Here is a 22,298-nt window from a genome sequence, read left to right on the forward strand (position 1 = left end):
GCCGGGCTCCCCGCCCGCCCGGCTCAGCGGCCGAGGTCGAAGTAGCGCACCGCCAGCGCCGCCTGGTAGATCATCTGCAGCAGGTCGCTGGCGATCTGGAAGCCCTTCATGCCGAGTTGCGGCAGCACGATCAGCTCGTCGCCGGGGCGAGGTCCCTGGCGCGGGTCGAGGATGATCTGGCCGCTGGCGCGGCGGATCATGATGCCGCCGCTGTCGCCGCGCTGGGTGTAGCCGCCGGCTTCCTCCACATAGGCGTCGATGGTCATGTCCGGGCGCCACAGGATGGCCTGCGGCGTCACCACCTCGCCCGCCACCAGGATGGTGTCGGAGCGCTCGGGGATCACGATGGTGTCGCCATCCTCCAGCCGCACGCGGGCGCAGCGGCCATTGCCGTCCACCACCACCAGCCGGCCTTCCGGCTCGATGCGGCGGCCGCGCTGGATGTAGTTCGACACCAGCTGCGCTTCCGCGGTGCGGATCTGCGCGATGCCGGTGGTCGCCGAGGTGGCGGTGAAGAGCTGCCGTTCCAGCCGGTCCAGCGCCTCGTTGATGGCGCGGCGCTGCTGCGCCGCGATGCGCTTGCGCAGGATGAACACGGAGCTGGTGTCGGCCAGTGCCGGGTCCACCGCGACGTGGTTGAGCAGACTGCACAGATCGATGTCGCGGTCGGCCACCAGCACCGAGGGGCCGATGCGGCTGCCTTCCACGAACACCCGCACCGTCGGCGCCGGGGCGTCGGTGATGAAGGTGATGGTGTCCTGATCCAGCAGCGACTGCTTCTCCAGTGCCGCCACGTCGACGTAGCGCGACCAGGGCTGGCCGCTGCGGGTGCCGCGGATCACTGCGTTGGTGGCCGCCGGCAGCGGGCCCGACAATTGCACCAGCTCCTGGCCGCCCATGGCGCGGCCGGCCACCTCGAACAGGTAGTTGTTGCGCACGGCGCCGTCGGCCGACACCACCGCGCCCTGCCGGCCGACCACGATGGTGTCGCCGTCCTGCAGCGTCAGCTGCGGCAGCTTGCCCTGCAGCAGGAAGGGATACAGGTCGATCCGCACCAGGGAGCGGCCGCCGCGGTTGACCACGATGTCGCGGTAGGAGCCGCGCACCGGATCCACGCCGCCGGCGCGGAGCAGGTAGTCCAGCACGGTTTCCGAGCCGGCGCCGAGATGCCGCCCCGGCGTGCGCACGAAGCCGGTGACGTAGACGCCGATCTGGCTGGCCGAGAGCAGCACGGCATAGACCTGCACCTGCTGGGTGTAGATCCGCCGCACCTCGCCTTCCACGGTGCGCTGCAGGTCGCCGGCGCGCACGCCGGCCAGGCGCAGCGGCCCGATCGAGGGCAGGAACAGGTTGCCGTCCGGATCGATGGCGCCAACCACCTCCGCCTCCACCGGCCCCCAGACGCGGACGCTGACGCGGTCCCCCGGACCGAGGCGGTAATTCGGGTTCGCGCTTTCCGAGGCGGAGGGGGCGCCGCGCAGAAAGAGCTGGGCGCCGAACACGGTGCGGCTCGGCCCCGGCGGGCGATAAGGTTCGGACAGCGGGCCTTCGGCGGTGGCGCCGGCCTCGGCTTCCGTGGTGCTGCCGGCGCGGTTGATGATGTTGTCCTGTGGCAGCAACTGCGGCACCTGCAGTTGCGGCGATTGCTGCGCCATGGAAGGCGACTGCTGGCCCTGGAACTGGTTCATCAGCCCCGGCACGGGGGAGTTCAGCGTCGGGGAGCCCTGCATCGGGGCGTTCAGCGGCTGCGCCGTGCCCTGGGCCGCCAGCAGCAGCGACAGGGTCGCGGCCAGGAAGACACGACTAGAGTGCATGTTCACGGATCCCTGCGACCAGCATCCAGCCGATGCCGTAAAGGACGCTCAGCACCGCGAACATGCTGACCACGATCAGCCAGGCACGCGGGTAGAGCGGGTATTCGGCCAGGTTGGGCTCCACCACCCGGGCCAGGAACATCTGCTGACGCTGGGCATCGAGCCGCGCGGTTTCCAGCGATGCGGTGGCCGACGCCAGCTGCTTGTCGGCGAAATCCCGCTCCAGCAGCAGCCGCTCATAGGCGGCGATCTGGCCGGGCAGGGATTCGCCGCCGCGGGTCAGCCGCTGCCGGTGCGCCGCGATCTCCGATTGCAGCGAGGCGATGCGGTTGCGCAGCGTGGCGATCTGCGGGTTGTCGGGGCGCATGAAGGCCGACTTTTCCTGCAGCTCGGCACGGGCGCTGGTCAGCAGGCCTTCGAGGGCGCCGAGGCCTTCCAGGCCGATCGTCGCGCTCTTGGTCGGGTCCACCGCCTGCTCCTGCTGGCGCCATGCGGTGACCGCCGTCTGGCTGGCTACCACGCGCTGCTCGGCACGGGCCAGCTCCTCCTGCGCGACGCGCAGCGTTTCCTCCCGGGCGCGGGAGGAGAGCTGATTGACGAAGGCTTCCGACAGCCGGATCTGTTCCTCGGCGATCAGCCGCGCATCCTCGGCGCGGAAGCCGCGCGCCCGGATGGTGATGATGCCCGAATTGGTGTCGTTCTTCACCGAGCTCATGCTGGAATGGTACATTTGCAGGAATTCGGCCGGCGGATCGGCGAACCACAGGCTCGACAGGAAGTCAGCTTCCGGCCGCCGGTACAGCCCGATCAGGTCGATATTGCCGACCAACGCGAACAGTGCGTCGTGCGACTCTAGGTAGTCGCGCACTGCCAGGGCTTCCTCGCTCGACTGCTTGAAGCCGGCGGCGCCGATCATCGCGCCGAGGGCGCCGCCGGAAGGGCTTTCCTGCCGGCCGCGCACCAGGAAGCGCGCCTCCGAGACGTATTGTCCGGCGGCGAAGGCATAAAGGTAGAAGGCCGTCAGCAGCGTCGGCAGCGCCACCAGCAGCAAGTAGAAGCGCCGCTTCCACAGCGCCCGTGCCAGGGGCGAGGGGCGGCGGCTGGCGCTGCGCTGGCCGGCCAGATGGCCGCTCAGCGCGGGTTCAGAGACCCTGGTAAGCGGCGATAGCTTCATCGACGTCCTCGTAGAATTCCAGCATGCCGTTGCGCAGCACGGCAGCCGTCCGGCAGTAGCGCCGGACATGGTTCAGGTTGTGCGAGATCATGATCACGGCGGCGTTTTGGCGCCGTTCCTCGAACACGGAGAGGCACTTGTTGGCGAAGCGGGCATCGCCGGTGGACAGGGCCTCGTCCACCAGGTAGCCGTCGAAATCCACGGCAAAGGACAGCGCCATCATCAGGCGCGAGCGCATGCCGGAGGAGTAGTGCTTTACCGGCTCGTCGAAGTAGCGGCCGAGCTCGGAGAAATCCTCGACGAACGCCTCGGTCTGGCTGAGCGACAGGCCGTAGAGCCGGGCAATGAAGCGGGAGTTGTTGCGCCCCGTCAGGCTGCTTTGGATGCCGTAGCCGCCGCCGAGCGGCCAGGAGATCAGCATCTCCCGCCGGATGGAGCCGCGCGTCGGCGCCTCGACCCCCGCGAGCACGCGCACCAGCGTCGATTTGCCGGCGCCGTTGCGGCCGAGGATGCCGAGGTGGTCACCGCGGTTCACCCGGACATTGATGCCGCGCAGCACATCCTTGCGGCCCTGGCGCTGCTCAAAGCTTTTCCAGACGTTGCGCAGCTCCAGCATGGGCGGCTCAGTCCGACAGGCTGAGCCGCGGCCGCGCCATGCGCAGGCCCGCCATGCCGAGCACGTTCAGGCCAATGATCCAGGCGAGGACGTAGACCAGGTCGTAATGCGGGATGACGCGGTCGCCGAACATCGCCCAGCGGTTCAGCTCGTGGATGCTGACCAGCGGGTTCCACAGCAGCATCTCCTGCGTGCCCTGCGGCAGCATGTCGATCATGTAGAACGGCGCCGAGATCGGCATCATCAGGTAGGTGAAGGGATGCACCAGGTGCTCGACCCACTCCATCACAACCATGGCCGAGCCGATCACCATGGCCAGCCCGTGCGCCAGCAGAGCGCTCATGAACCAGCCCGCCACCAGCAGGGCCGGCTGGTGCGGTAGCTCGCCGAAGATCAGCATGCCGAGCAGGATGAACAGCAGGCACACCGTGAAGCAGACCATCATCTCCATCAGGTTGCGGGCGATCATGGTGTCGAGCAGGGTGATGCGGTTGTGGAACAGCAGCGAGATGTTGCCGTTCACCGCGTTGGAGCCGCGCGCCACGATGGAGCGGAACATCAGGAAGGGCGTGTAGCCCAGCGCGTAGAACAGAAAGGTCGGCAGGCCGTTCGGCAGGTCGCTGCCGCTCAGCGCATGCATCAGGGAGATCATGCTGCCGAGGATCAGCGGCTCGGCGAGCAGCCAGACATAGCCGATGCGGCTGGTGCCGAAGCGGGTCAGCATCTCCCGCATGAACAGCGCGCCGACGACCTGGACCTGCGCCCGGGCGCCGCTCATGGCCCGGCGCCGCGGGATCTCCACCATCACGGCCGTCCCACGGCCCCGCCGCGCAGCAGCGCCCGGGCCACGGACCAGCCGGCCACCGGGTCCTCACAGTACAGCGCCGGGCGGCTGGCCCGGTAGCCGACGGTCAGCTCGCGGCATTCGCGGCCGCTGCCGGCCTGATAGGCACGAACCAACCGCACCGTCACCGGCGCGGCGCCGGGCTGCGGCGACACATCCTCGACCTGCCCCGGCTGGGCGCGGGCCGCAAAGGCGGCGAGCGGATCGGCGGGCCGGGCAGGCAGCGGCGCCGCGGCACCTGAAGCGTGACCAGGGGCGCCCTGGGTCGCGCAGCCGGAAAGCATCATAGCCAGGAGGGATGCCATCAAGGGTTGCATGAACGGTGCCCGCTTCCGTGAAGGAAGGGTGGGTTTCCCGCACACGCAGAGTTGCACTCGCTCTTGCATGGGTTGAACCTAACCCAGCACAACTGGCCTTGTAAAACACGCCCTGCACAGAAGTTGAATAATCATTAAAAAGGTTCCTCACCCTGCGGGGCTTGACCTCGCCCCGACCATTGCGTTTCCGGGTGAGGATCCGGTCAATTTCGCGCGCTTGGCGGCATTCTGGCCCGAATATGGTCTGGCCCATGCCGGGCGAGCGGATGTGCTGGCCCTTCGACAGGACGCTACAACTCCCGCGATTTCAACGGGTGCAAGTGTGCTCCGCTTTGCAACCGGACCTTTGCGCGCGCCGGCCTTCGGCCCTCGCTGCCTCCCGGTCGCCCTGCTGCCGTTGCAGGCCTTGCCGGCGGCACTCGGGGACGCAGCGCTGGCAGCGCTGCCGCCTGTGGAGGACCGGTCTCTGGCAGCGCGCGCCGCGGCGGCCGCCGGCATGGCCGCGGCGGAGCGAATCGGCGGCGAGCCCGGACTGCCGGAGCCTGCGCCGGAGGCGCTGCGCCTGCCCCGGAACGGCGCGGTGCTGGTGCTCGATCCCTGCCGGCCGGGCCACGACGCCGCGGCGCGGGCCGCGCTGGCGGCGGGCCTCGCGGCGGCCGGCGGGCGGCCGGTGGTCCTGGCGCGCGACCCCGCGGCTCCGGGCGGGGCCGCGCCGCTGCTGACGCCGCCGGCCGGCGTCCGGCTGCTGGCGGCGCCGCTGTCGCCCTGGGCCTTGCTCGACCTCGCCGGAGACCTGCACGGGGCTTCCGCCGAGATGGCCCTGTTGGCATCGGCCGCCGGCGTCGCGGTGGGCGGGCGGCGGCTGGATCCAGTTCCGCGCTGGGCTGCGCTGATCACCGCCCTGCGCTGCGCCGACCCGTTCCTGGCCCGTCCCTGGCCGCTGGAGCGGGCGCTGGAACAACTGGCGGATTGGCGTCGGGCCCAGCTGGAGAACCGGCGGGTCGCGGTGTGCCTCGGCATGGCCTTCTGGAAGCGGCCCCGGATCGCCGCGCTGTTCGCCCATGCCGCCGGCACGCCCCGCTTCAGCGGCCGGCCGCAGCAGGCCATCGCCGATGCCCGGCGTCAGGGCGGCGCCGTGGCCGCCTGGGCCAGCCGCGCCACGCCGGATCTGCGCGCCGCCTGCGGCGCGGCCGGCGTGCCGCTGCTGACGGTGGAGGACGGCTTTGTCCGCTCGCGTGGGCTGGGTGCGCGCTTCCTGCCCGGGGCCGCCTATGCCGTGGATGACCGGGGCGTCTACTACGACCCGGCGCGGAGCAGCGCGCTGGAGCAGCTTCTGGCCCATGCCGCCTTTCCCCCGGCGCTGCTGGCCCGCGCCGCGGCGCTGCGCGAGGCGATCGTCGCCCGCGGCGTCACCAAGTACAATCTGCGCGGCGAGGCGCCGGCCATCGCCGCCCCGCCGGGCCGGCCGCGGCTGCTGGTGCCGGGGCAGGTGGAGGGCGATGCCTCGGTGCGGCTGGGCGGCGGCGCCATCCAGAACAACCTGGCGCTGCTGGAGGCTGTGCGGGCGGCGCATCCGGAGGCCTTCCTGATCTACAAACCGCACCCCGACCTGGAGGCCGGCTTCCGGCAGGGCCGGCTGGAAGCGCGGGCCCTGGCGGCGCTGGCGGATCAGGTGGTGACCGGCGCGCCGCTGACCGCGCTGTTCGGCCAGGTGGACGCGCTGCACACCCTGACCTCCCTGTCCGGCTTCGAGGCGCTGCTGCGCGGCGTGCCCGTGGTCACCTGGGGCCAGCCCTTCTACGCCGGCTGGGGCCTGACGGAGGACCGCAACCCGCCGCCGCGCCGCGGCCGGCGCCTGACCCTGGATGAGTTGGTGGCGGCGGCGCTGATCCTGTTCCCCCGCCAGGTCGACCCGGTGACCGAGCTGCCCTGCCCGCCCGAGGTGGTTTTGGAAAGGCTCGACGATCCCGCGGCCTGGCGCCTGTCGCCGCTGACGCTGCATCGGGGGCTGGAGGGCCGGGTGAGGGCCGCGCTGTCGCGGCTGCGGCGGCTGCGATGACGCGGGGGTTCCGCTCGGCGGTGATCAGTGGCGCGTCGCGCGGCCTGGGCGCGGCGCTGGCCCTGCGCCTCGCGGCACCCGGCGTGACGCTGGGACTGATCGGGCGCGACGCGGCGGCGCTGGCGGCGGTGGCAGCGGCCTGCGCCGCGCGCGGCGCCACGCCCCGCCTCGGGGTGCTGGATGTGCGGGAAGCGGAGGCGATGTCGGCGCTGCTGCGGGACTGGGACGCCGCCTGCCCGGTGGATCTGGTGGTCGCCAATGCCGGCATCGCCCACGGCACCCGCCCCGATGGCGGGCCGGAAGGCCCGGCGGCGGTGCGCGCGCAGCTGGAGGTCAACCTGCTGGGCGCGCTGAACCTGGTGGAACCGCTGCTGCCGGCGATGCGGCGACGCGGCGGCGGCGGGATCGGGCTGGTGGCCTCGCTGGCGGCGCTGCGCGGCCTGCCGGACAGTCCCGGCTATTGCGCCAGCAAGGCCGGGCTGTGGGCCTATGGCCAGGCGCTGCGCGCGGCGCTGGCGCCGGAGGGTCTCCGCGTCACCCTGGTCGCGCCGGGCTTCTTCGACAGCGCCATGGGGCGGCGCTATCGCGGCGACCGGCCCTTCTCGATGAGCGCCGACGCGGCGGCGGCGCGGATCGAGGCGGCGCTGCGGCGCGGCGCGGCGGAGCTGGCGTTTCCCTGGCCGCTGTTCTGGGCGCTGCGCCTGTCGCCGCTGCTGCCCGCCGCGCTGGTGGACCGCCTCGTGCGGCGGATGCGCTTCCGGGTGGATCCGGCGGAGTGACTTGGTCCGCTTATGGCTTCTCCAGGTTCCAGAACAGCATCACCGGCGCCTGCAGCATGCCCGACACATTGGCGCGGCGGGCATAGGGCTGGTCGTATTGGCCCAGCACGCGATAGGGCTGCACCTCGGCCAGGCGCCGGTGCAGTGCCTCCGTCGCCTGCTGGCGGGCCGCGTCATCCGGCGCGTCCACCACGGCGCCGCGCAGCCGCTCGGCTTCCTCGTCGCAGGGCCAGCCGGCCCAGGACTTGCCGCCGCAGGCCATGTTGGTGCCGATATTGGTGACCGGCGACTGCATGGTGGCGCCCGAGGCGGTGGTGACGAACAGGTTCCAGCCGCCTTCCGCCACCGTGCCACGGTTCTGCTGCCGCGTCGTCACCGTGCCCCAGTCGGCGAATTGCAGGTCGATGTTGAAGCCGATCTTCTTCAGCGACTCGGCGGCGACCTCGGCCATCCGACCGATCGGCGCGATGTCGTAGGTGGAGTTCAGCACCAGGCGCTCGCCCTTGTAGCCGCTCTCGGCCAGCAGGCGCCGGGCGGTCTCCAGGTCGGGCTTCGCATAGGCCGACGTGCCCGCCTCGGTGCCGTTCGGGCCGCCGCAGACGAAATAGGATTCGCAGCGCTTCCACCATTGCTCGTCGCCATAGCCGGCGGCCAGGAAATCGCCCTGGTCGGTGGCATAAGCCAGGGCCAGCCGGGCGCGCGGGTCGTTGAAGGGCGGGTGCAAGTGGTTGGGGCGCAGCATGACCTGGTTGGCCAGGCTGGCGAAGCGCTCCACCTTCACCTCGCGCGAGCGGCCGATCACCGGCACCAGGTCCTGGCTCGGCTGTTCCCAGATGTCGATCTCGCCCGATTGCAGCGCCGCCGCGGCGGTGGCGGGATCGGGCATGATGATCCATTCGACGCGGTCGAGCTTCACCACGCGGCCGCCCGCCAGCCCGTCGGCCGGCTCGTCGCGCGGCACGTAATCCGGGTTGCGGTCATAGACCACGCGGGCGCCGCTGCGCCATTCGGCGCGGTTGAAGCGGAACGGGCCGCTGCCGACCGCCTCCGTCACCGGCCGCATCGGGTCGGTGTTGGCGTCGCTTTCCCGCATGATCACCGGGATCTGGCCGACCGCCGAGCCGAGCGCGAAAGGCAGCATGGACATCGGCCGCTTCAGCCGGATGACGAAGCTGTCCTCATCCACCGCCTCCATCCCGGCGGCATATTCCGCGACCTTGCCGCCCACCGTGTCGCGCGCCATCCAGCGCCGCAATGAGGCGATCACGTCCTGGCTGCGCACCTTCTGCCCGTCATGGAACTTCAGGCCCGGGCGCAGGTGGAACTGCCAGCTGAGCCCATCCTCGGCGGTGGAGAAGCGGTCCACCATCTGCGGGTGCGGCTGCAGCTTCGAGTCCCAGGCGAACAGCGTCTCGTAGATCATCAGCCCGTGCATGCGGGTGATCACGATGGAGGCGAAAACCGGGTCCAGCGTCTTCAGGTCGGCATGCGGGGCGACGCGCAGCACCCGCTGCGGCGCCGGCTGCGCCTCGGCCGCCGGCGGTGCCAGCGGCGCGAGGCCGCACAGAACGGTGGCCAGCAGCAGCCAGCGGCGCGGGGCGGTGATCATCGGGCATCTCCTTCGTGGCGGTGGAAGCGCAGGATGCGGGCGCGGTGGCCGGCTAGGCGCAGCGTGTCGCCCTCCAGCCAGAGGCAGGGGCGATGCCGCCAGGGGCCGTGCGACAGCGCGGCCAAGGCGCGGGCGCCGGGCAGCGGCGTCAGGGTGGTCTCGGTGCCCAGGCCGCCATTCCCGCCGAAGCGGGCGGTGCCACCGGTGCGCAGGACGATGGTGGCGCCGGTGGCCGCATCCCGCCACGTGCCGTGCAGCCTCGGGTCCAGCGGCAGCCCGGCCGGCACCGGCAGCAGGCGTCGCTTCACGCCGCCGATGCGGCCCTCCAGCGCGCCATCCGGCGCCGCGTGCAGCCGCATCTCCAGATAGGCCGGCAGCGAGCGGAAGCCGCCGGCGCCATCCTCCACCAGGGCCTCGTGCCCGCCCATGACGCCGATCGCGCCCGGCGTCAGCTCCGCCCAGAACGGGCCGTCCTCCTCGGCGTAGAGGCCAACAGGATTGGCGGCGGGACGCGGCATCGGCGCGCCCAGCAGCGCCGCCAGCACCCGCAGCGCCGGCCACAGCGCTTCGTCTTCCCGGTTGCTCAGCAGCACCACGCCGAGCCCGTGCTCCGGCGCCAGCAGCAGGTGGTTGCGATAGCCGGGCAGCGAGCCGCCATGCGCCAGCAGCCGGGTGCCGCCCAGCATGGTTTCCACCAGGCCGAGCCGGTAGGCGGAGGCGGTGCCATCGGTGAAGCCGCGCGGCGCGGCGAGGCGTTCCAGCATTCCGTCCAGCGGCCCGCGCCCGGCCAGCAGCGCCGCGCCCCAGCGCGCCAGCGCCCCGGCGCTGCCGGCCAGCCCGCCCGAGGCGGAGAAATGCAGGCCGTAGCGCCCGCGCCGCCAGGCGGCGCCGTCCTGCCAGTAGCCGGTGGCGAGGCCCGGCACCGCCTCCGACTCGTCCAGCGGAAAGCGGATCGGCAGGTCGAGCGGGTCCAGCAGGCGGTGGCGCAGCGTCGCGCCGTAATCGGGCAGGATGCGCTGCGCCAAGCGCCAGCCGGTGTTGGAATAGGCCATCTCCGTGCCCGGGGCGGCGCACAGGGCGGGCACGCCCCGCAGCGCCGCGAAGATCTCCTCCGGCGACAGGGAGGCGGTGAAGGGCACGCCGCGCTGCCACAGCCATTCCATGACGTCCGGGATGCCGCCCGTCATGTCGAGGGCGCGGCCGAGCGGCACGGCGCCGATGGATGGCGCCAGCCCCTCCACCAGCGCGCCCAGCGGCGCCTCCAGCGCCGTGCCGCGCAGCAGCAGGGTGGCGGCCAGGAAATGCTTGCTGATGGAGGCGAAGCGGCTGGGCGTCGCCGCGGTGAAGGGCAGGCGGTGCTCCAGGCTGGCGAAGCCGCCCGCGGCGCCGCCGCGCGGACCCGCCGCATCGAACACCAGGATGGCGCCGCCCGGCCCGCCATCCCATTCGGCGGCGATGCGTTCGGCGAGGGCGGTGGCGCGGGTCCAGTCAGGCATCGGCGGCGTCCCGGATGGCGACGCCGCCGAGCTTACAGAAGTGCGGCGCGCGGTCGAGCCGCCACGGACCGGCCGCGCATCAATCGAGCAGCGACCTGAACACCGTGTACAGCGCCGATTTCCGCTCAAAGCCGATGCCGGGCGTGTCGTGCATCCGGACCCGGCTGTTCTCCACCGGCGTGTCGTCGGCGAAGCCGCCGAAGGGCGCGAACACCTCCGGATAGCTTTCATTGCCGCCGAGGCCGAGGCCCACCGCGATGTTGAGCGCGAATTGGTGGCCGCCATGCGGCACGCAGCGGCGCGGGCTCCAGCCGTGGTTCCCCAGCATCTCCAGCGTGCGCAGATATTCCACCAGCCCGTAGGACAGGGCGGGATCGAATTGCAGGATGTCGCGGTCGGGGCGCAGCCCGCCATGACGGATCAGGTTGCGCGCGTCCTGCATGGAGAACAGGTTCTCGCCGGTGGCGATGGGGCCGTCGTAATGCTCGGCGAGCGCGGCATGGGTGCTGTAGTCCAGCGGGTCCAGCGGTTCCTCGTACCAGCGCAGCTTGTAGGGGGCGAGGGCGGCGGCGTAGCTCAGCGCCGCATGCAGGCCGAAGCGCCCGTTGACGTCGACGCACAGGCGCGAGCCATCGCCGCCGAGCAGCGCCAGCACCGCCTCGATGCGGGCCACGTCTTCCTTCAGCGCGTCGCGCAGCGGCGTGCCGGGAGCGCCGCCGATCTTCATCTTCACCACCGAATAGCCCATGCCGAGGTAGCGCCGCATCTCCTCGACCAGCTGCTGCACGCCCTTGCCCGGGTAATAGTAGCCGCCGGCGGCGTAGATCCAGGCATTGTCGTCCGCCTGGCCCTGGCGGTAGCGGTCGGCCAGCAGGCGCCACAGCGGCACGCCTTCCAGCTTCGCCGCCGCGTCCCAAAGCGCCATGTCCAGCACGCCGACGGCGACCGAGCGCTCGCCATGCCCGCCCGGCTTCTCGTTGCGCATCATGGCGGCCCAGGCACCGGCCGGGTTGAGCGTGCCCTCGGGCGTGGAGAGAAGCGCCTCCGGCGCCTCGGCCAGGCGCGGGATGAAGCGTTCGCGCAGCAGGCCGGGCTGGGCGTAGCGGCCGTTGGAGTTGAAGCCGAAGCCGGTGGCGGATCTGCCGTTCCCGTCCTCCACGGTGACGGCGACGATGCTGGCCGTCATCTTGGAGAAGTCGATATAGGCGTTGGCGATGTCGCTCGCGATCGGCGCCACGCCGTCGCGGATCTGCGTGATGCGCATGGTTCAGATGGCCTTCTTGTTGCGCAGCGCGGTGATCTCCAACTCGTCGAAGCCGAATTCGCGCAGCACCTCCTCCGTGTGCTGGCCGCGTGCCGGGGTCGGGCGGCGGGACGGCTCGGCGCCGGCCAGCTGCATCGGCGGCCGCACCAGGGCGATGTCGCCGAGCTGCGGGTGCGGCACGGTCCAGGCCAGGCCCAGATGCTTCACCTGCTCGTCGGCGAACACCTGGTCCATGCTGTAGACCGGGCCGCAGGGCACGCCGGCGGCGTTGAACTTCGCGACCCAACTGGCGCCGTCATCGGTTTCCAGCTTGGCCTGGATCACCGCGTTGGTCTTGCCGCGGTTCCTGGAGCGCAGCGCATCGGTTGCGAGGTCCGGATCGGCGGCTTCCGCCTCGATGCCCAGCACCTCGACGATGCGACGCCACATCTCGCCACCGCCGCCGGCGATGTTGATGACGCCGTCGCGCGTCCGGAACAGGCCGGTCGGGATGGTGGTGGGGTGGTCGTTGCCGGCCTGCTTCGGCACCTCGCCCTTCATGGTCCAGCGGGTGGCCTGGAAGTCCATCATCGCCACCATGGCTTCCAGGAGCGAGGTGTGCACCCAGCGGCCGCGGCCGGTCTGCTCCCGCTCCAGCAGCGCCACCAGGATGCCGATGGCGCAGTACAGCCCGGCGGTGAGATCGGCGACCGGAATGCCGGCGCGTACCGGGCCCTGGCCCGGCAGGCCGGTGACGCTCATCAGCCCGCCCATGCCCTGGGCGATCTGGTCGAAGCCCGGCCGCCCGGCATAAGGCCCGTCCTGGCCGAAGCCGGAGATCGAGCCGAGCACGATGCCGGGGTTGATCGCGGCCAGGCTGTCATAGTCGATGCCGAGGCGGCCTTTCACGTCCGGGCGGTAATTCTCCACCACCACGTCGGCCTGCGCGACCAGGCGCTTGAAGGTGGCGAGGCCTTCCGGCGTTTTCAGGTTCAGCGTCAGGCCGCGCTTGTTGCGGTGGACGTTCTGGTAGTCCGGACCCAGCACCTCGCCGCCCAGGCCCTTGCCGGTGTCGATCGCCTCCGGTGCCTCGATCTTGATGACGTTGGCGCCCCAATCGGCCAGTTGCCGGACGCAGGTGGGGCCGGAGCGGACGCGGGTCAGGTCCAGCACGGTGAAGCGGGCGAGCGGCTGCATGGCCTGGTATTCCTCCTTCTGGCGAACCCTGAAGGCCCGCCGGCGGAGGTTAGTCGCCGGCGGTGGGAAGGAACACCCGCCCCGTGGCTTATCCCATCGGGTTGTCGGACAGCCGGGCGAAGGGGCCGTACAGATCGCAAAGATCCGTGGTGGCGCTGAGCCGCGCATAGCGCAGCGGCGAGGCAGGAGAGCCCGGCTGCACCGCCAGCAATTGCTGGCCCTGCCTGTCGAGAAACAGCCGGTGGCCGTAGCTCTCGCCGCGATGGATCACAAAGGTGTCCCGCACCGAGGCGGCGCGGTCGCCCAGATCGGTGATCGCCCAGCGGCGCCAGGCCACCGCCCAGCCTTCCGGGGTGCGGTTCAGGATGCGGCGGTCGGTCTTCTCGTGCCGGGCCAGGAAGTCGCGGTGCGATTCGGTCAGCCGCTCCAACTCCTCCTGCAGCCGTGCGATCAGGGGCGACACCTTGGGCGGCGCCTGGGGCGGCACCAGGTGGATGTCGCTGCCGCCATAGCCGGTGAAGCGGTTCTGGTTGTAGTCGGCCAGCGCCGAGGGAGCGCGGGGCCCCCGCAGCACAGGCAGTTCTGGGCCGGGCATCGGTCGCCGGGGCGGCGGGGTCGGGGTCTTCCACATCGGGCTCAGGGCCTCCGCATCTTGCTCGGCGCGGAGGCTGCCAGAGCCTAGTGAAGGAAGAATGAAGCGCCCGGTCAACCCTGCGCCACGGTGTAGCCTTCTTCCTCCACCAGCGTCGCGACGCGCGGGCGCGGCAGGATGGTGGTGGCGCTGACCGTGCCGGCGTCGAGGTCCACCGCAACCTCCGCCTGCGGGTCCTCGGCCTTGATCGCCTCGGTCACGGCCCGGACGCAGTGGGCGCAATCCATGCCCTCGACCTTCAACAACATGCTCTCGCTCATGGGTTCTTCTCCAGCTCGTTCAGGATGGGACAATCGGGGCGGCCATCGCCGTGGCAATGCGCCGCCAGGTGGCGCAGCGAATGCGCCATGGCCTGCATGGCCTCGGCCTTGGCTTCCAGCGCCGCAACATGGTCGAGGGCGATGCGCCGCACATCGGCGCTGGCGCGGTTGCGGTCGCGCCACAGCGCCAGCAGGCGGCGCACATCGTCCAGAGGGAAGGCCAGCGCCCGCGCATGCCGGATGAAACGCAGCACCGCGAGATCGGCTTCGGCATAATCGCGATAGCCATTCTCCAGCCGGCGGGCGGTGACCAGCCCCTGCGTCTCGTAATGCCGGATCATCTTGGCGCTGAGGCCGGAGCGCCGTGCCGCCTCGCTGATGTTCATGCGCCGGCCTTCCAGCGGCTGAGCAGCAGCGCATTGCCCAGCACCGCCACGGAGGAGAAGGCCATCGCCGCCCCCGCCCATGCCGGCGACAACAGGCCGAGGGCGGCGAGCGGAATGCCCAGCGTGTTGAACCCGAAGGCCCAGAGGAGGTTCTGCCGGATCTTGCGCAGCGTGGCGCCGGTGATGCGCAGCGTGGCCGGCACCAGCAGCGGGTCGGGGCGCAGCAGCGTCACATGGGCGGCGGCGATGGCGGCGTCGGTGCCGGAGCCCATGGCGATGCCGAGATCGGCGGTGGCCAGCGCCGCCGCGTCGTTCACGCCATCTCCTACCATGGCGACGCGGGCGCCGCCGCGCTGCCATTCCGCCACCTGCCGGGCCTTGCCCTCGGGCAGCACGCCGGCGGCGATCTCGGGAATGCCGAGGGCATGGCCCGCCGCTTCGGCCGCCGCCGCCGCGTCGCCGGACAACAGCGCGGTGCGCAGCCCCGCGTCCCGCAGCGCCCGGATCGTCGCCGCCGCGCCGGGGCGGGGGGTGTCGGCGAAGGCCAGCAGGGCGAGCGGGCGCTGCGCCGCGGGGTCGATCAGCCAGGACACGGTCTGGCCCTGCTCCGCCGCTTCGCGCGCCGGCCCGGCCAGCGGGCCAGGCCCGGCGCCGCATTCCTCCAGCAGGCGCTGGCTGCCGAGCAGAAGGCGGCGGCCCTCCACCACCCCCTCCACGCCGCGGCCGGGCAGGGCGCGGAACATGTCCGCCACGGGAAGCCCGGCCGCAGCCTTGTCGCCCACCTCGGCCAGCACGGCGCGGGCCAGCGGGTGCTCGCTGCCGGCTTGCAGCCGCGCGGCGGCCCGCAGGGCTTCCTCGCGGGAGGTGCCGGGGGCGGGCTGCAGGGTCGCCAGATGCGGCTGGCCCTCGGTCAGGGTGCCGGTCTTGTCGAAGGCGACCATGGTGATCCGGCCGGCCTGCTCCAGCGCCGCGGCATCGCGGATCAGGATGCCGGCCCGCGCCGCCGCGCCCGTACCGGCCATGATGGCGGCCGGCGTGGCGAGGCCAAGCGCGCAGGGGCAGGCGATCACCAGCACCGCGACGGCGTGCAGGATGGCGGCCGCGACGCCGCCGCCGACCAGCCACCAGCCCAGAAAGGTCAGCGCCGCCACCGCCAGCACGGCGGGCACGAACACGGCGCTGACGCGGTCCACCAGCTTCTGCACCGGGGCGCGGCTGTTCTGCGCCGCCTGCACCAGCGCGGCGACCTGTGCCAGCCGTGTGTCCCCGCCCACCGCGGTGGCGCGGAACAGGAGCCGCCCGTCCAGCGCCACGGTGCCGGTGGCGAGGATGTCGCCGGGCTGCTTTTCCACCGGGCGGCTTTCGCCGGTCAGCGCGCTTTCGTCGACGCCCGCGGCGCCGTCCTCCACCACGCCATCGGCGGGAATGCGCTCGCCAGGCCGCACCACCAGCCGGTCATCGACGCGTAGCGCGGCGGCGGGCACCTCCTGCTCGCGGCCGGCGGCGTCCAGGCGGCGGGCGGTGCGCGGGCGCAGCGCCAGCAGCGCGGCGATGGCGGCGCCGGTGGCGCGCTTGGCCCGCGCTTCCAGGAACCGGCCCAGCAGCACAAAGGCGATCACCACCGCCGAGGCCTCGAAATATAGATGCGGGTCGCCCCGGAGCAGCAACGCCAGCGACAAGCCGAAGGCGGCGCTGGTGCCGATGGCGACGAGCAGGTCCATGTTGCCGGTGCCGGCCCGCAGCGCCCGCCAGCCGGCGCGATAGAAGCGTGCGCCGAGCCAGAACTGCAGTGGCGCCGCCAGCAGGACCTGCGCCCAGCCGGGCGGCATCCAGTGCCGGCCGAGCGCCATGCTAAGCATGCCGAGCAGGAACGGCGCCGCCAGCAGAAAGGCAGCCGCCAGCTCCAGCTTCTGCCGGTGCCGGCCGGCGTCGCGCGGAGCGTCCGCCGCCTGGCCCGCATCGGTGAGGCTGTAGCCGGCCTTCTGCACCGCCGCCGCCAGCAGCGCCGGATCGAGGCCCACCAGCACGCGCAGCTGCGCCCGTTCAGTCGCGAGGTTCACCGAAGCCTCCAGCACGCCGGGTACCCGCCGTAGTGCCCGCTCCACGCGCCCCTGGCAGGAAGCGCAGCTCATGCCGCCGATGCCGAGGTCGCGCGACTCCTCCGCCAAGCCATAGCCGGCGCGGCCGATGGCCTCGGCCAGGGCGGGAAGTGCGGCTGTGCCTTCCACGATGGCGTGGTTGCTGGCCAGGTTGATGCTGATGCCGCCGACACCGGGCACGCGGGCCAAGGCGCGTTCCACCCGCGTGGCGCAGGCGGCACAACTCATGCCGGTGAGCGGCAGGGTCAGGCGATTGGGGGAGAGAGCGAGATCCGGCATGCCACGGCAGATGGGGGTTCCCATTGCGGGAAGGTCAAGGGCAGCAATTGACGGCGTGACCAGCGGTGAACACATCTGAACCATGTCCAGCTCGCGCCTCCGCCGTTCCCCCCGCCCCGCCGCCCTGCTGCTCGGGGCGTTGCTGATCCCGCTGCCCCTGCTGGCCCAGTCGCCTGCGCCGGCCCCGGCGCCACCCCAGGCACCGGCCCAGCCCGCCGAGGACCACCGCGTCCAGCTGGCCAACCGCACCGGCCAGGAGGCGCGGGCCCTCTACGCCGTGCGCAGCGGCCGCCAGGCCGGCGGGCAGCCGGCGTGGGGCCGCAACCTGCTGCCGGGCCCGATGCCCACCGCCAAGGTGTTCACCTTTCGCACCGAGGCCGGGGCGGGCTGCCGCTTCGACCTGCGCCTGGTGGTGGCGGACGGGCGGGAAGCGGTGCTGCGCAACCGCGACATCTGCGCCGCCCCGCGCATCGCAATCGAGGCCGACGCGCTGCGCGCCGCCGCCAGCCGGCCGGCCCCGGGCGAGCCCAACCCGCGCGCCCGCGTCTCCTCCGGCACCGGCTTCGTGGTGGCGACCGATCGCGTGCTGACCAACCAGCATGTGGTGGGCGGCTGCGACCGCATCTTCATCCGCACCGCCGATGGCCGCACCCTGCCCGCGGTGCCGCCGGCCCGCGTCGATGCCGGGCTGGACCTTGCCCTGCTGACGGTGCCGGGCGATCCGGGCGAGGTGCTGCCATTCCGCGCCAGCCCCGAGGTGCGGCGCGGCGAGGGGGTCATCGCCTATGGCTTCCCCTTGCCGGGGCTGCTGTCTTCCGATCCGAAGCTGACGCGGGGCGAGGTGAATGGGTTGAACGGGCTCGGCAACAATCCCGGCCATTACCAGATCAGCGCCGAGGTGCAGCCGGGCAATTCCGGTGGGCCGCTGTTCGACCTGCGGGGCCATGTGGTGGGCGTGGTGGTCAGCAAGCTGCACGCGCAGAACATCGCCAAGCGCACCGGCGACATTCCGCAGAACGTCAATTTCGCGGTGAAGGGCACCGCCACGCAGGACTTCCTCGGCAGGGCCGGCATCCAGCCGCGGACCGAGGCGAGCACCGGCCCGGAGCTGGGCGGCGCCGATGTGGGCGACATCGCCAACCGGGGCACGGTTTTCATCCGTTGCGAACGCTGAAGGAGAGCCACGCATGGCCGCACCGTCCGACACCCCCGCGCTGCGGGCCCTGGAGCAGGCCGAGCGTGGCGCCTTCGAGGCCGCGCACGAGATCGTCCAGAACCACGAGGGCGAGCCGGACTGCGATTGGGTGCATGCGTACCTGCATCGTTGGGAAGGCGACCACGACAACGCGGCCTACTGGTACCGCCGGGCCGGACGGATGGTGGCCCGCGGTGACCTGGCGGCCGAGCGGGCGGAGATCCGGGCCGCGCTGGAGCGGATCGCCGGGGGGCGGACGGGTCCGGACGCCTGACCGGGCGGCGATGAACCGGGGCCTGCGGCGGCGAATCGGCTGACCATCGGCCTCAGCTTCGCAGCAGAACCTCGGCCTCGGCCAGCTCGGCCGGGGTGTTGCAGTTGAAGAACGGGTCGCGGGGCCGGGCGGGCCATTCCGCGACCGCCAGGCCGAGCGGCTCGGCCCAGCGGCGGATGCCGCCTTCGCCACGGGACAGCGCGGCGCGCAATTCGTGGCGCAGCGCCACCGGCCACACCGCCACCGGCGGGTGCCATCGTCCGGCCGAGGCGGCGCAGGCCAGGTCATGGCCGGCGGCCTCGCGCGCCGCGTGCAGCCTGTCCACCAAGTCGGGCGGGATGAAGGGGGTATCGCCCGGCACCGAGGCCACCCAGGGCAGTTCGGGGTGGCGGGCGGCGGCCCAGTCCAGCGCCGCCAGCACGCCGCTGAGCGGCCCCTGCGAAGGTGGCGCGTCGGGTGCCACTGGCAGGCCCCAGGCGGCGAAGCGGCCGGCATCGCCATTGGCGTTCAGCAGCAGCGCGGCCACCTGCGGCCGCAGCCGCGCCACCGCATGGTCCAGCAGGGGGCGACCCCCCAGCAGCCGCAGCGGCTTGTCGCCGCCGCCCATGCGCAGCCCCTGGCCGCCGGCGAGGATCACGCCCAGTGTTTGCCGGCGCCAGGGCGCCGGAAGTGCCGCATCCATGCCGGGGGCTTACGGGCGGCCGGGCGCCGCCGGCAAGCTCAGCCCGAGACGACGCCGCAGAAAGCCAGGCCGAGCAATCCGAACGCGCTGAACAGAAGGCTGGCCAGCATGGCGGGCGTGGCATCCAGTGGCCCGGCGGGGAGGCCGAGGCAGGCGGATGCCAGCGCGGTATCGGCGGATTCGGCCATGGGACCCTCCCTGAATCACGGTGGATTCAGGGTAAATCATCGATGACCCGAAACGGAAGTGTAAATCGTGGCCGGGCTGGCACCATCAGGCGTGCCGGCTCGGGTCGAGGGCGTCCTCATGCAGCGCGCATACCACTGAGGCGGACGGGCGAAGCGTATCGACCCCGCGCGGTCGAGCTGCGCGCCGTCCTCCATTTTGCGCACCAGGACCTCGGCAGGGCGCCTGACCTTTGGCGCGGCGTCGATGATCCAGGCTGGCCGCGAGCGGCATCATAACGAACATTTCTGGGGTTTTTTCTAAAAGCACGTTTGACGGACGTTTATATCGGGTTCTACACAGAACGCATATTCTGGGCTGGCCGACCCCACCGGACGCGCCCGCGGCGTGGCCGACAGGTTCTTCCGATGCCTTTGTGGTGGTGGGCAGGTCTTGCCGCCATGCCTTGGCACCGGAGATGGCCGCCTGTTTCGGACCGTTCCGAGGATTCACGACCACATGACGCAGGACCGCCTTTCCCGCCGCCGCCTGATGGCTCTCGGTGCCGCCCTGGCCGCGCCGCTGGCCAGCCCGGCCCTGCTGCTGCCGCGCGCCGCGCGGGCGCAGGGCGAGGACCCGGCGCACTTCCCCGGGCGCGCGCTGCGCCTCATCGTTCCCGTGGCGCCGGGCGGCAGCCAGGATCTGGTCGCACGGCTGCTGGCCAAGGGCATGGGGGAGGTGCTGGGGCAGACGGTGCAGGTGGAGAACCTGCCCGGTGCCGGCAGCAACATCGGCTACGAGGCGGCGGCGCGGGCGCGGCCGGATGGCTACACGCTGCTGGCCGGCTCCGACAGCCTTTCGATCAACGCAGCACTGTTTCCGCGCCTCACCTATGACCCCCTGCGGGCCTTCGCGCCGATCCTGCCCGGCGTCGCCGTGCCGCAGATCCTGGTGGTGCGCCGAGAGGCGCCGCAGCGCAGCCTTGCTGAGTTCGTCGCCGCCGCGCGCGGGGGATCGCTGGCCGTAGGCACGCCGGGCAATGGCAGCCTTTCGCACCTCGTGAGCGAGCTGATGCAGCAGAGCGCGGAGATCCGCTGGACCCACGTTCCCTATCGCGGCGGCGCACTGGCCATCAACGACCTTCTCGCCGGCCACCTGGAAGGTGTCTGGATCAACATCGGCGCGGTGACGGACCATGTCCGCTCCGGGCGGCTGCGGGGCCTCGCCGTGTCCTCCCCCGCGCGCGCCGCGGCACTGCCGGAGGTGCCGACGCTGGAGGAGGGCGGCTTCCAGGGCCTTTCGGCCACGGGCTGGCACGGCCTGGTGGCCCCGGCAGGCATCGATCCCGGCCTGGCGGCCAGGCTCACCGCCGCCGGACGGGCCGCGCTGCGGAAGCCGGACGTGGCGGAGCGCCTGGCCGGCCTCGGCGTGGAACCGCTGGAGGAGCCGCCCGAGGCGCTGGGCCGGCGTATCCTGGCGGATGCCGGCCGGTGGGTCGAGGTGGTGCGCCGGGCCGGCATCCGGCCCGACTGAACCCGAGCCTCGGCCTGCAACGGCGGCCGCCCCGGCGAACATCCCGGGCGGGTGCCGGTCAGCCCCGAAGCCCCGCGTGTTGCCGGAGGCATGCCTCCGGCGCCAACCCGTCAGCCCGCCGGAAGGCTCATTCTCAACCTTGCCGCGCCAGTTCGTAGAGGGCCACAGCGGCCGCGACCGAAACATTGAGGCTCTCGACCGCGCCGGAGATCGGCAGGCGCACCAGCTCGTCGCAGGTTTCGCGCTGGAGGCGGCGCAGGCCGGTGTCCTCGGCGCCGAGCACCAGGGCTGAAGGGCGGTCGCCGGGCTTGGCCCGGGCGAGCTCCGCCTCGGCATCCCCGGCCAGGCCCATCACCCAGTAGCCCCGCTTCTGCAGCGTCTGGATGGTGCGGGCCAGGTTCACTTCCCGCGCCACCGGCACGATGTCGAGCGCCCCGGCGGCGGCGCGGGCCATGGCGCCGGTTTCCGGGGGGGCGTTGCGGTCCTGCATCACCACCACCGCGGCGCCAAAGGCCGCGGCGGAGCGCAGGATGGCGCCGACATTGCGCGGATCGGTCACCTGATCCAGCAGCAGCACCGTGCCGCGGGACGCGTCGAGCGCGTCGTCCAGATCCACCGGCGGCAGCGGCTCGGCCAGCAGGGCGGCGCCCTGGTGCACGGCGTCCTCGGTCAAAAAGGTCTGGAAGCGGGCGCGCTCCACCCGTTCCGGCTGGAGCCGCCAGGGCTTGGGCAGCTGTTCCAGCAGGTTTTGCTCCGCCTCGGCGGTCAGCAACAGGCGTCGGGCGCGGCGGCGCGGGTTGCGCAACGCGGCGGCCACCGCATGGAGGCCGTAAAGCCACAGCGTGTTGGCTTCCGGCTTCTCGCGCCGAACCGGCTCGGCGGGCGAATCGAGGCGGCGCGGGCCGGGGCGGCCCTCGGGCGCGGCGCGGCGCGGCGCCTCGCCGGTCGGGGCGGCATCGCGGGAAAACGGGGCGGGACGGCGCGGGCCTTCCGGCCGGCGGGGCGGTCGAGACATGTGCGTATCCTGCTGATCGGCGCGCCGCACGCAAGCATCGTCACCGCAGGGCACCCCTGCCGTGGCCGCCCGGGCGCCGCCGGGATGGGGCCGCAGCAGGATTCTGGCCACGGGCGCCATGCGGCGCGTTGACAGGATGGCCGGAAACCGGATAGAGCGCGGCGCTCCCGCCGGCCGGGGACAGCGCGGAGGGGTGCCCGAGTGGCTAAAGGGGACGGACTGTAAATCCGTTGGCTTGCGCCTACGTTGGTTCGAATCCAACCCCCTCCATACCGGCCCGCCTGCGACCCTCGGGTCGTGACGCGGCCGGGACCATCTCTTTCCCCGGTTGGAGGCGCCACGGTGCGCGGCCTGTGTTCCAGGGCCGTGCGCGGTGCGGGTGTAGCTCAATGGTAGAGCCCCAGCCTTCCAAGCTGGTTGTGCGGGTTCGATTCCCGTCACCCGCTCCAAAGAGCCTGGAAGCGCCATGGGGCGATGCCATGGGCAGATGGTGCGCCGGATATCGGCGCTATGACCGACAGGGTGACCGATAGATGGCGAAAGCTAAGTTTGAGCGGAACAAGCCGCACTGCAACATTGGCACGATCGGGCATGTGGACCATGGCAAGAC

The 22,298-nt window shown here is 72.2% G+C and carries 21 protein-coding genes and 2 tRNA genes; 7 read left to right on the forward strand and 16 right to left on the reverse strand.

All coding sequences use genetic code 11. From position 1 onward, the window contains the following. Positions 1 to 23 precede the first annotated feature (23 nt). Genes D2K64_RS18070 through D2K64_RS18090 form a run of 5 tightly spaced genes read right to left on the reverse strand, consistent with a single transcriptional unit; the run spans position 24 to position 4,753 of the window. Positions 24 to 1,814 (reverse strand): polysaccharide biosynthesis/export family protein, encoded by a 1,791-nt coding sequence (locus D2K64_RS18070; RefSeq protein ID WP_120009790.1) that lies wholly within the window; start codon positions 1,812 to 1,814, stop codon positions 24 to 26. Continuing rightward, a complete protein-coding gene (locus tag D2K64_RS18075; RefSeq protein ID WP_238384266.1) occupies positions 1,804 to 2,988 on the reverse strand; it encodes a capsule biosynthesis protein in 1,185 nt (394 codons plus the stop codon). Before D2K64_RS18075 ends, D2K64_RS18070 begins: the two co-directional genes overlap by 11 nt. Continuing rightward, complete coding sequence (locus tag D2K64_RS18080; RefSeq protein ID WP_120009791.1) at positions 2,957 to 3,604, reverse strand: ABC transporter ATP-binding protein; 648 nt, start codon at positions 3,602 to 3,604, stop codon at positions 2,957 to 2,959. The genes D2K64_RS18075 and D2K64_RS18080 overlap by 32 nt, the downstream gene beginning before the upstream one ends. Positions 3,605 to 3,611: 7 nt before the next feature. Then, positions 3,612 to 4,409, reverse strand: coding sequence for an ABC transporter permease (locus tag D2K64_RS18085; protein WP_238384267.1), 798 nt, complete (start codon positions 4,407 to 4,409; stop codon positions 3,612 to 3,614). After that, positions 4,409 to 4,753 carry a DVU3141 family protein gene (locus tag D2K64_RS18090; protein WP_157985921.1) on the reverse strand — a complete coding sequence of 115 codons (345 nt, stop codon included), beginning with the start codon at positions 4,751 to 4,753 and terminating at the stop codon, positions 4,409 to 4,411. Before D2K64_RS18090 ends, D2K64_RS18085 begins: the two co-directional genes overlap by 1 nt. 334 nt (positions 4,754 to 5,087) lie before the next feature. Between D2K64_RS18090 and D2K64_RS18095 the strand changes: the two genes are divergently transcribed. Together D2K64_RS18095 and D2K64_RS18100 are read left to right on the forward strand one after the other, a co-directional pair. Further along, the gene (locus D2K64_RS18095; protein WP_162306216.1) at positions 5,088 to 6,824 is read left to right on the forward strand and encodes a capsular polysaccharide export protein, LipB/KpsS family; all 1,737 of its coding nucleotides are present in this window, start codon (positions 5,088 to 5,090) and stop codon (positions 6,822 to 6,824) included. After that, positions 6,821 to 7,603 carry an SDR family NAD(P)-dependent oxidoreductase gene (locus D2K64_RS18100; RefSeq protein ID WP_120009794.1) on the forward strand — a complete coding sequence of 261 codons (783 nt, stop codon included), beginning with the start codon at positions 6,821 to 6,823 and terminating at the stop codon, positions 7,601 to 7,603. Before D2K64_RS18095 ends, D2K64_RS18100 begins: the two co-directional genes overlap by 4 nt. 10 nt (positions 7,604 to 7,613) lie before the next feature. Here the strand turns inward: D2K64_RS18100 and D2K64_RS18105 are convergent, their stop codons facing one another. The 8 genes from D2K64_RS18105 to D2K64_RS18140 all read right to left on the reverse strand — a co-directional run bounded on the left by D2K64_RS18105 (position 7,614) and on the right by D2K64_RS18140 (position 16,824). Continuing rightward, the gene (locus D2K64_RS18105; protein WP_120009795.1) at positions 7,614 to 9,212 is read right to left on the reverse strand and encodes an ABC transporter substrate-binding protein; all 1,599 of its coding nucleotides are present in this window, start codon (positions 9,210 to 9,212) and stop codon (positions 7,614 to 7,616) included. Then, positions 9,209 to 10,708, reverse strand: a complete 1,500-nt coding sequence (locus D2K64_RS18110; protein WP_120009796.1) for a serine hydrolase domain-containing protein — start codon at positions 10,706 to 10,708, stop codon at positions 9,209 to 9,211. The genes D2K64_RS18105 and D2K64_RS18110 overlap by 4 nt, the downstream gene beginning before the upstream one ends. 79 nt (positions 10,709 to 10,787) lie before the next feature. After that, complete coding sequence (locus D2K64_RS18115) at positions 10,788 to 11,972, reverse strand: enolase C-terminal domain-like protein (protein ID WP_120009797.1); 1,185 nt, start codon at positions 11,970 to 11,972, stop codon at positions 10,788 to 10,790. Positions 11,973 to 11,975: 3 nt separating this feature from the next. Continuing rightward, complete coding sequence (locus D2K64_RS18120) at positions 11,976 to 13,148, reverse strand: CaiB/BaiF CoA transferase family protein (protein ID WP_120009798.1); 1,173 nt, start codon at positions 13,146 to 13,148, stop codon at positions 11,976 to 11,978. Positions 13,149 to 13,236: 88 nt separating this feature from the next. Next, a complete protein-coding gene (locus tag D2K64_RS18125) occupies positions 13,237 to 13,722 on the reverse strand; it encodes a hypothetical protein (RefSeq protein ID WP_157985922.1) in 486 nt (161 codons plus the stop codon). 131 nt (positions 13,723 to 13,853) lie between these two features. Further along, complete coding sequence (locus D2K64_RS18130) at positions 13,854 to 14,060, reverse strand: heavy-metal-associated domain-containing protein (RefSeq protein WP_120009800.1); 207 nt, start codon at positions 14,058 to 14,060, stop codon at positions 13,854 to 13,856. Further along, positions 14,057 to 14,446, reverse strand: a complete 390-nt coding sequence (cueR, locus tag D2K64_RS18135) for a Cu(I)-responsive transcriptional regulator (protein WP_120009801.1) — start codon at positions 14,444 to 14,446, stop codon at positions 14,057 to 14,059. Before cueR ends, D2K64_RS18130 begins: the two co-directional genes overlap by 4 nt. Continuing rightward, positions 14,443 to 16,824, reverse strand: coding sequence for a heavy metal translocating P-type ATPase (locus D2K64_RS18140; protein WP_120009802.1), 2,382 nt, complete (start codon positions 16,822 to 16,824; stop codon positions 14,443 to 14,445). The genes cueR and D2K64_RS18140 overlap by 4 nt, the downstream gene beginning before the upstream one ends. Before the next feature lie 82 nt (positions 16,825 to 16,906). Here D2K64_RS18140 and D2K64_RS18145 point away from each other — a divergent pair, with 82 nt between their 5' ends. Together D2K64_RS18145 and D2K64_RS18150 are read left to right on the forward strand one after the other, a co-directional pair. Further along, on the forward strand, positions 16,907 to 17,998 hold the full coding sequence (locus D2K64_RS18145; RefSeq protein ID WP_120009803.1) for a S1C family serine protease: 1,092 nt from the start codon (positions 16,907 to 16,909) through the stop codon (positions 17,996 to 17,998). A gap of 13 nt (positions 17,999 to 18,011) precedes the next feature. Beyond that, positions 18,012 to 18,293 (forward strand): hypothetical protein, encoded by a 282-nt coding sequence (locus D2K64_RS18150; RefSeq protein WP_120009804.1) that lies wholly within the window; start codon positions 18,012 to 18,014, stop codon positions 18,291 to 18,293. A gap of 52 nt (positions 18,294 to 18,345) precedes the next feature. Here D2K64_RS18150 and mobA read toward each other — a convergent pair whose 3' ends face one another. Further along, positions 18,346 to 18,975: a molybdenum cofactor guanylyltransferase MobA gene (gene mobA / locus D2K64_RS18155; protein ID WP_120009805.1), complete on the reverse strand. Its 630-nt coding sequence runs from the start codon at positions 18,973 to 18,975 to the stop codon at positions 18,346 to 18,348. A gap of 38 nt (positions 18,976 to 19,013) precedes the next feature. Next, positions 19,014 to 19,163 carry a hypothetical protein gene (locus D2K64_RS24530; RefSeq protein ID WP_157985923.1) on the reverse strand — a complete coding sequence of 50 codons (150 nt, stop codon included), beginning with the start codon at positions 19,161 to 19,163 and terminating at the stop codon, positions 19,014 to 19,016. Positions 19,164 to 19,659: 496 nt separating this feature from the next. Between D2K64_RS24530 and D2K64_RS18160 the strand changes: the two genes are divergently transcribed. Beyond that, a complete protein-coding gene (locus tag D2K64_RS18160; protein ID WP_120009806.1) occupies positions 19,660 to 20,673 on the forward strand; it encodes a Bug family tripartite tricarboxylate transporter substrate binding protein in 1,014 nt (337 codons plus the stop codon). Positions 20,674 to 20,806: 133 nt separating this feature from the next. Here the strand turns inward: D2K64_RS18160 and rlmB are convergent, their stop codons facing one another. Next, positions 20,807 to 21,688: a 23S rRNA (guanosine(2251)-2'-O)-methyltransferase RlmB gene (gene rlmB, locus D2K64_RS18165; RefSeq protein WP_157985924.1), complete on the reverse strand. Its 882-nt coding sequence runs from the start codon at positions 21,686 to 21,688 to the stop codon at positions 20,807 to 20,809. A 187-nt stretch (positions 21,689 to 21,875) separates the two neighbouring features. Here rlmB and D2K64_RS18170 point away from each other — a divergent pair. Both D2K64_RS18170 and D2K64_RS18175 read left to right on the forward strand, forming a co-directional pair. Next, positions 21,876 to 21,958 (forward strand) — tRNA-Tyr (locus D2K64_RS18170). A gap of 105 nt (positions 21,959 to 22,063) precedes the next feature. Further along, a tRNA-Gly gene (locus tag D2K64_RS18175) sits at positions 22,064 to 22,137 on the forward strand. The last annotated feature ends 161 nt before the right edge of the window (positions 22,138 to 22,298 follow it).

The sequence above is a fragment of the Teichococcus vastitatis genome, from assembly GCF_003604215.1.
Classification (GTDB): domain Bacteria; phylum Pseudomonadota; class Alphaproteobacteria; order Acetobacterales; family Acetobacteraceae; genus Pseudoroseomonas; species Pseudoroseomonas vastitatis.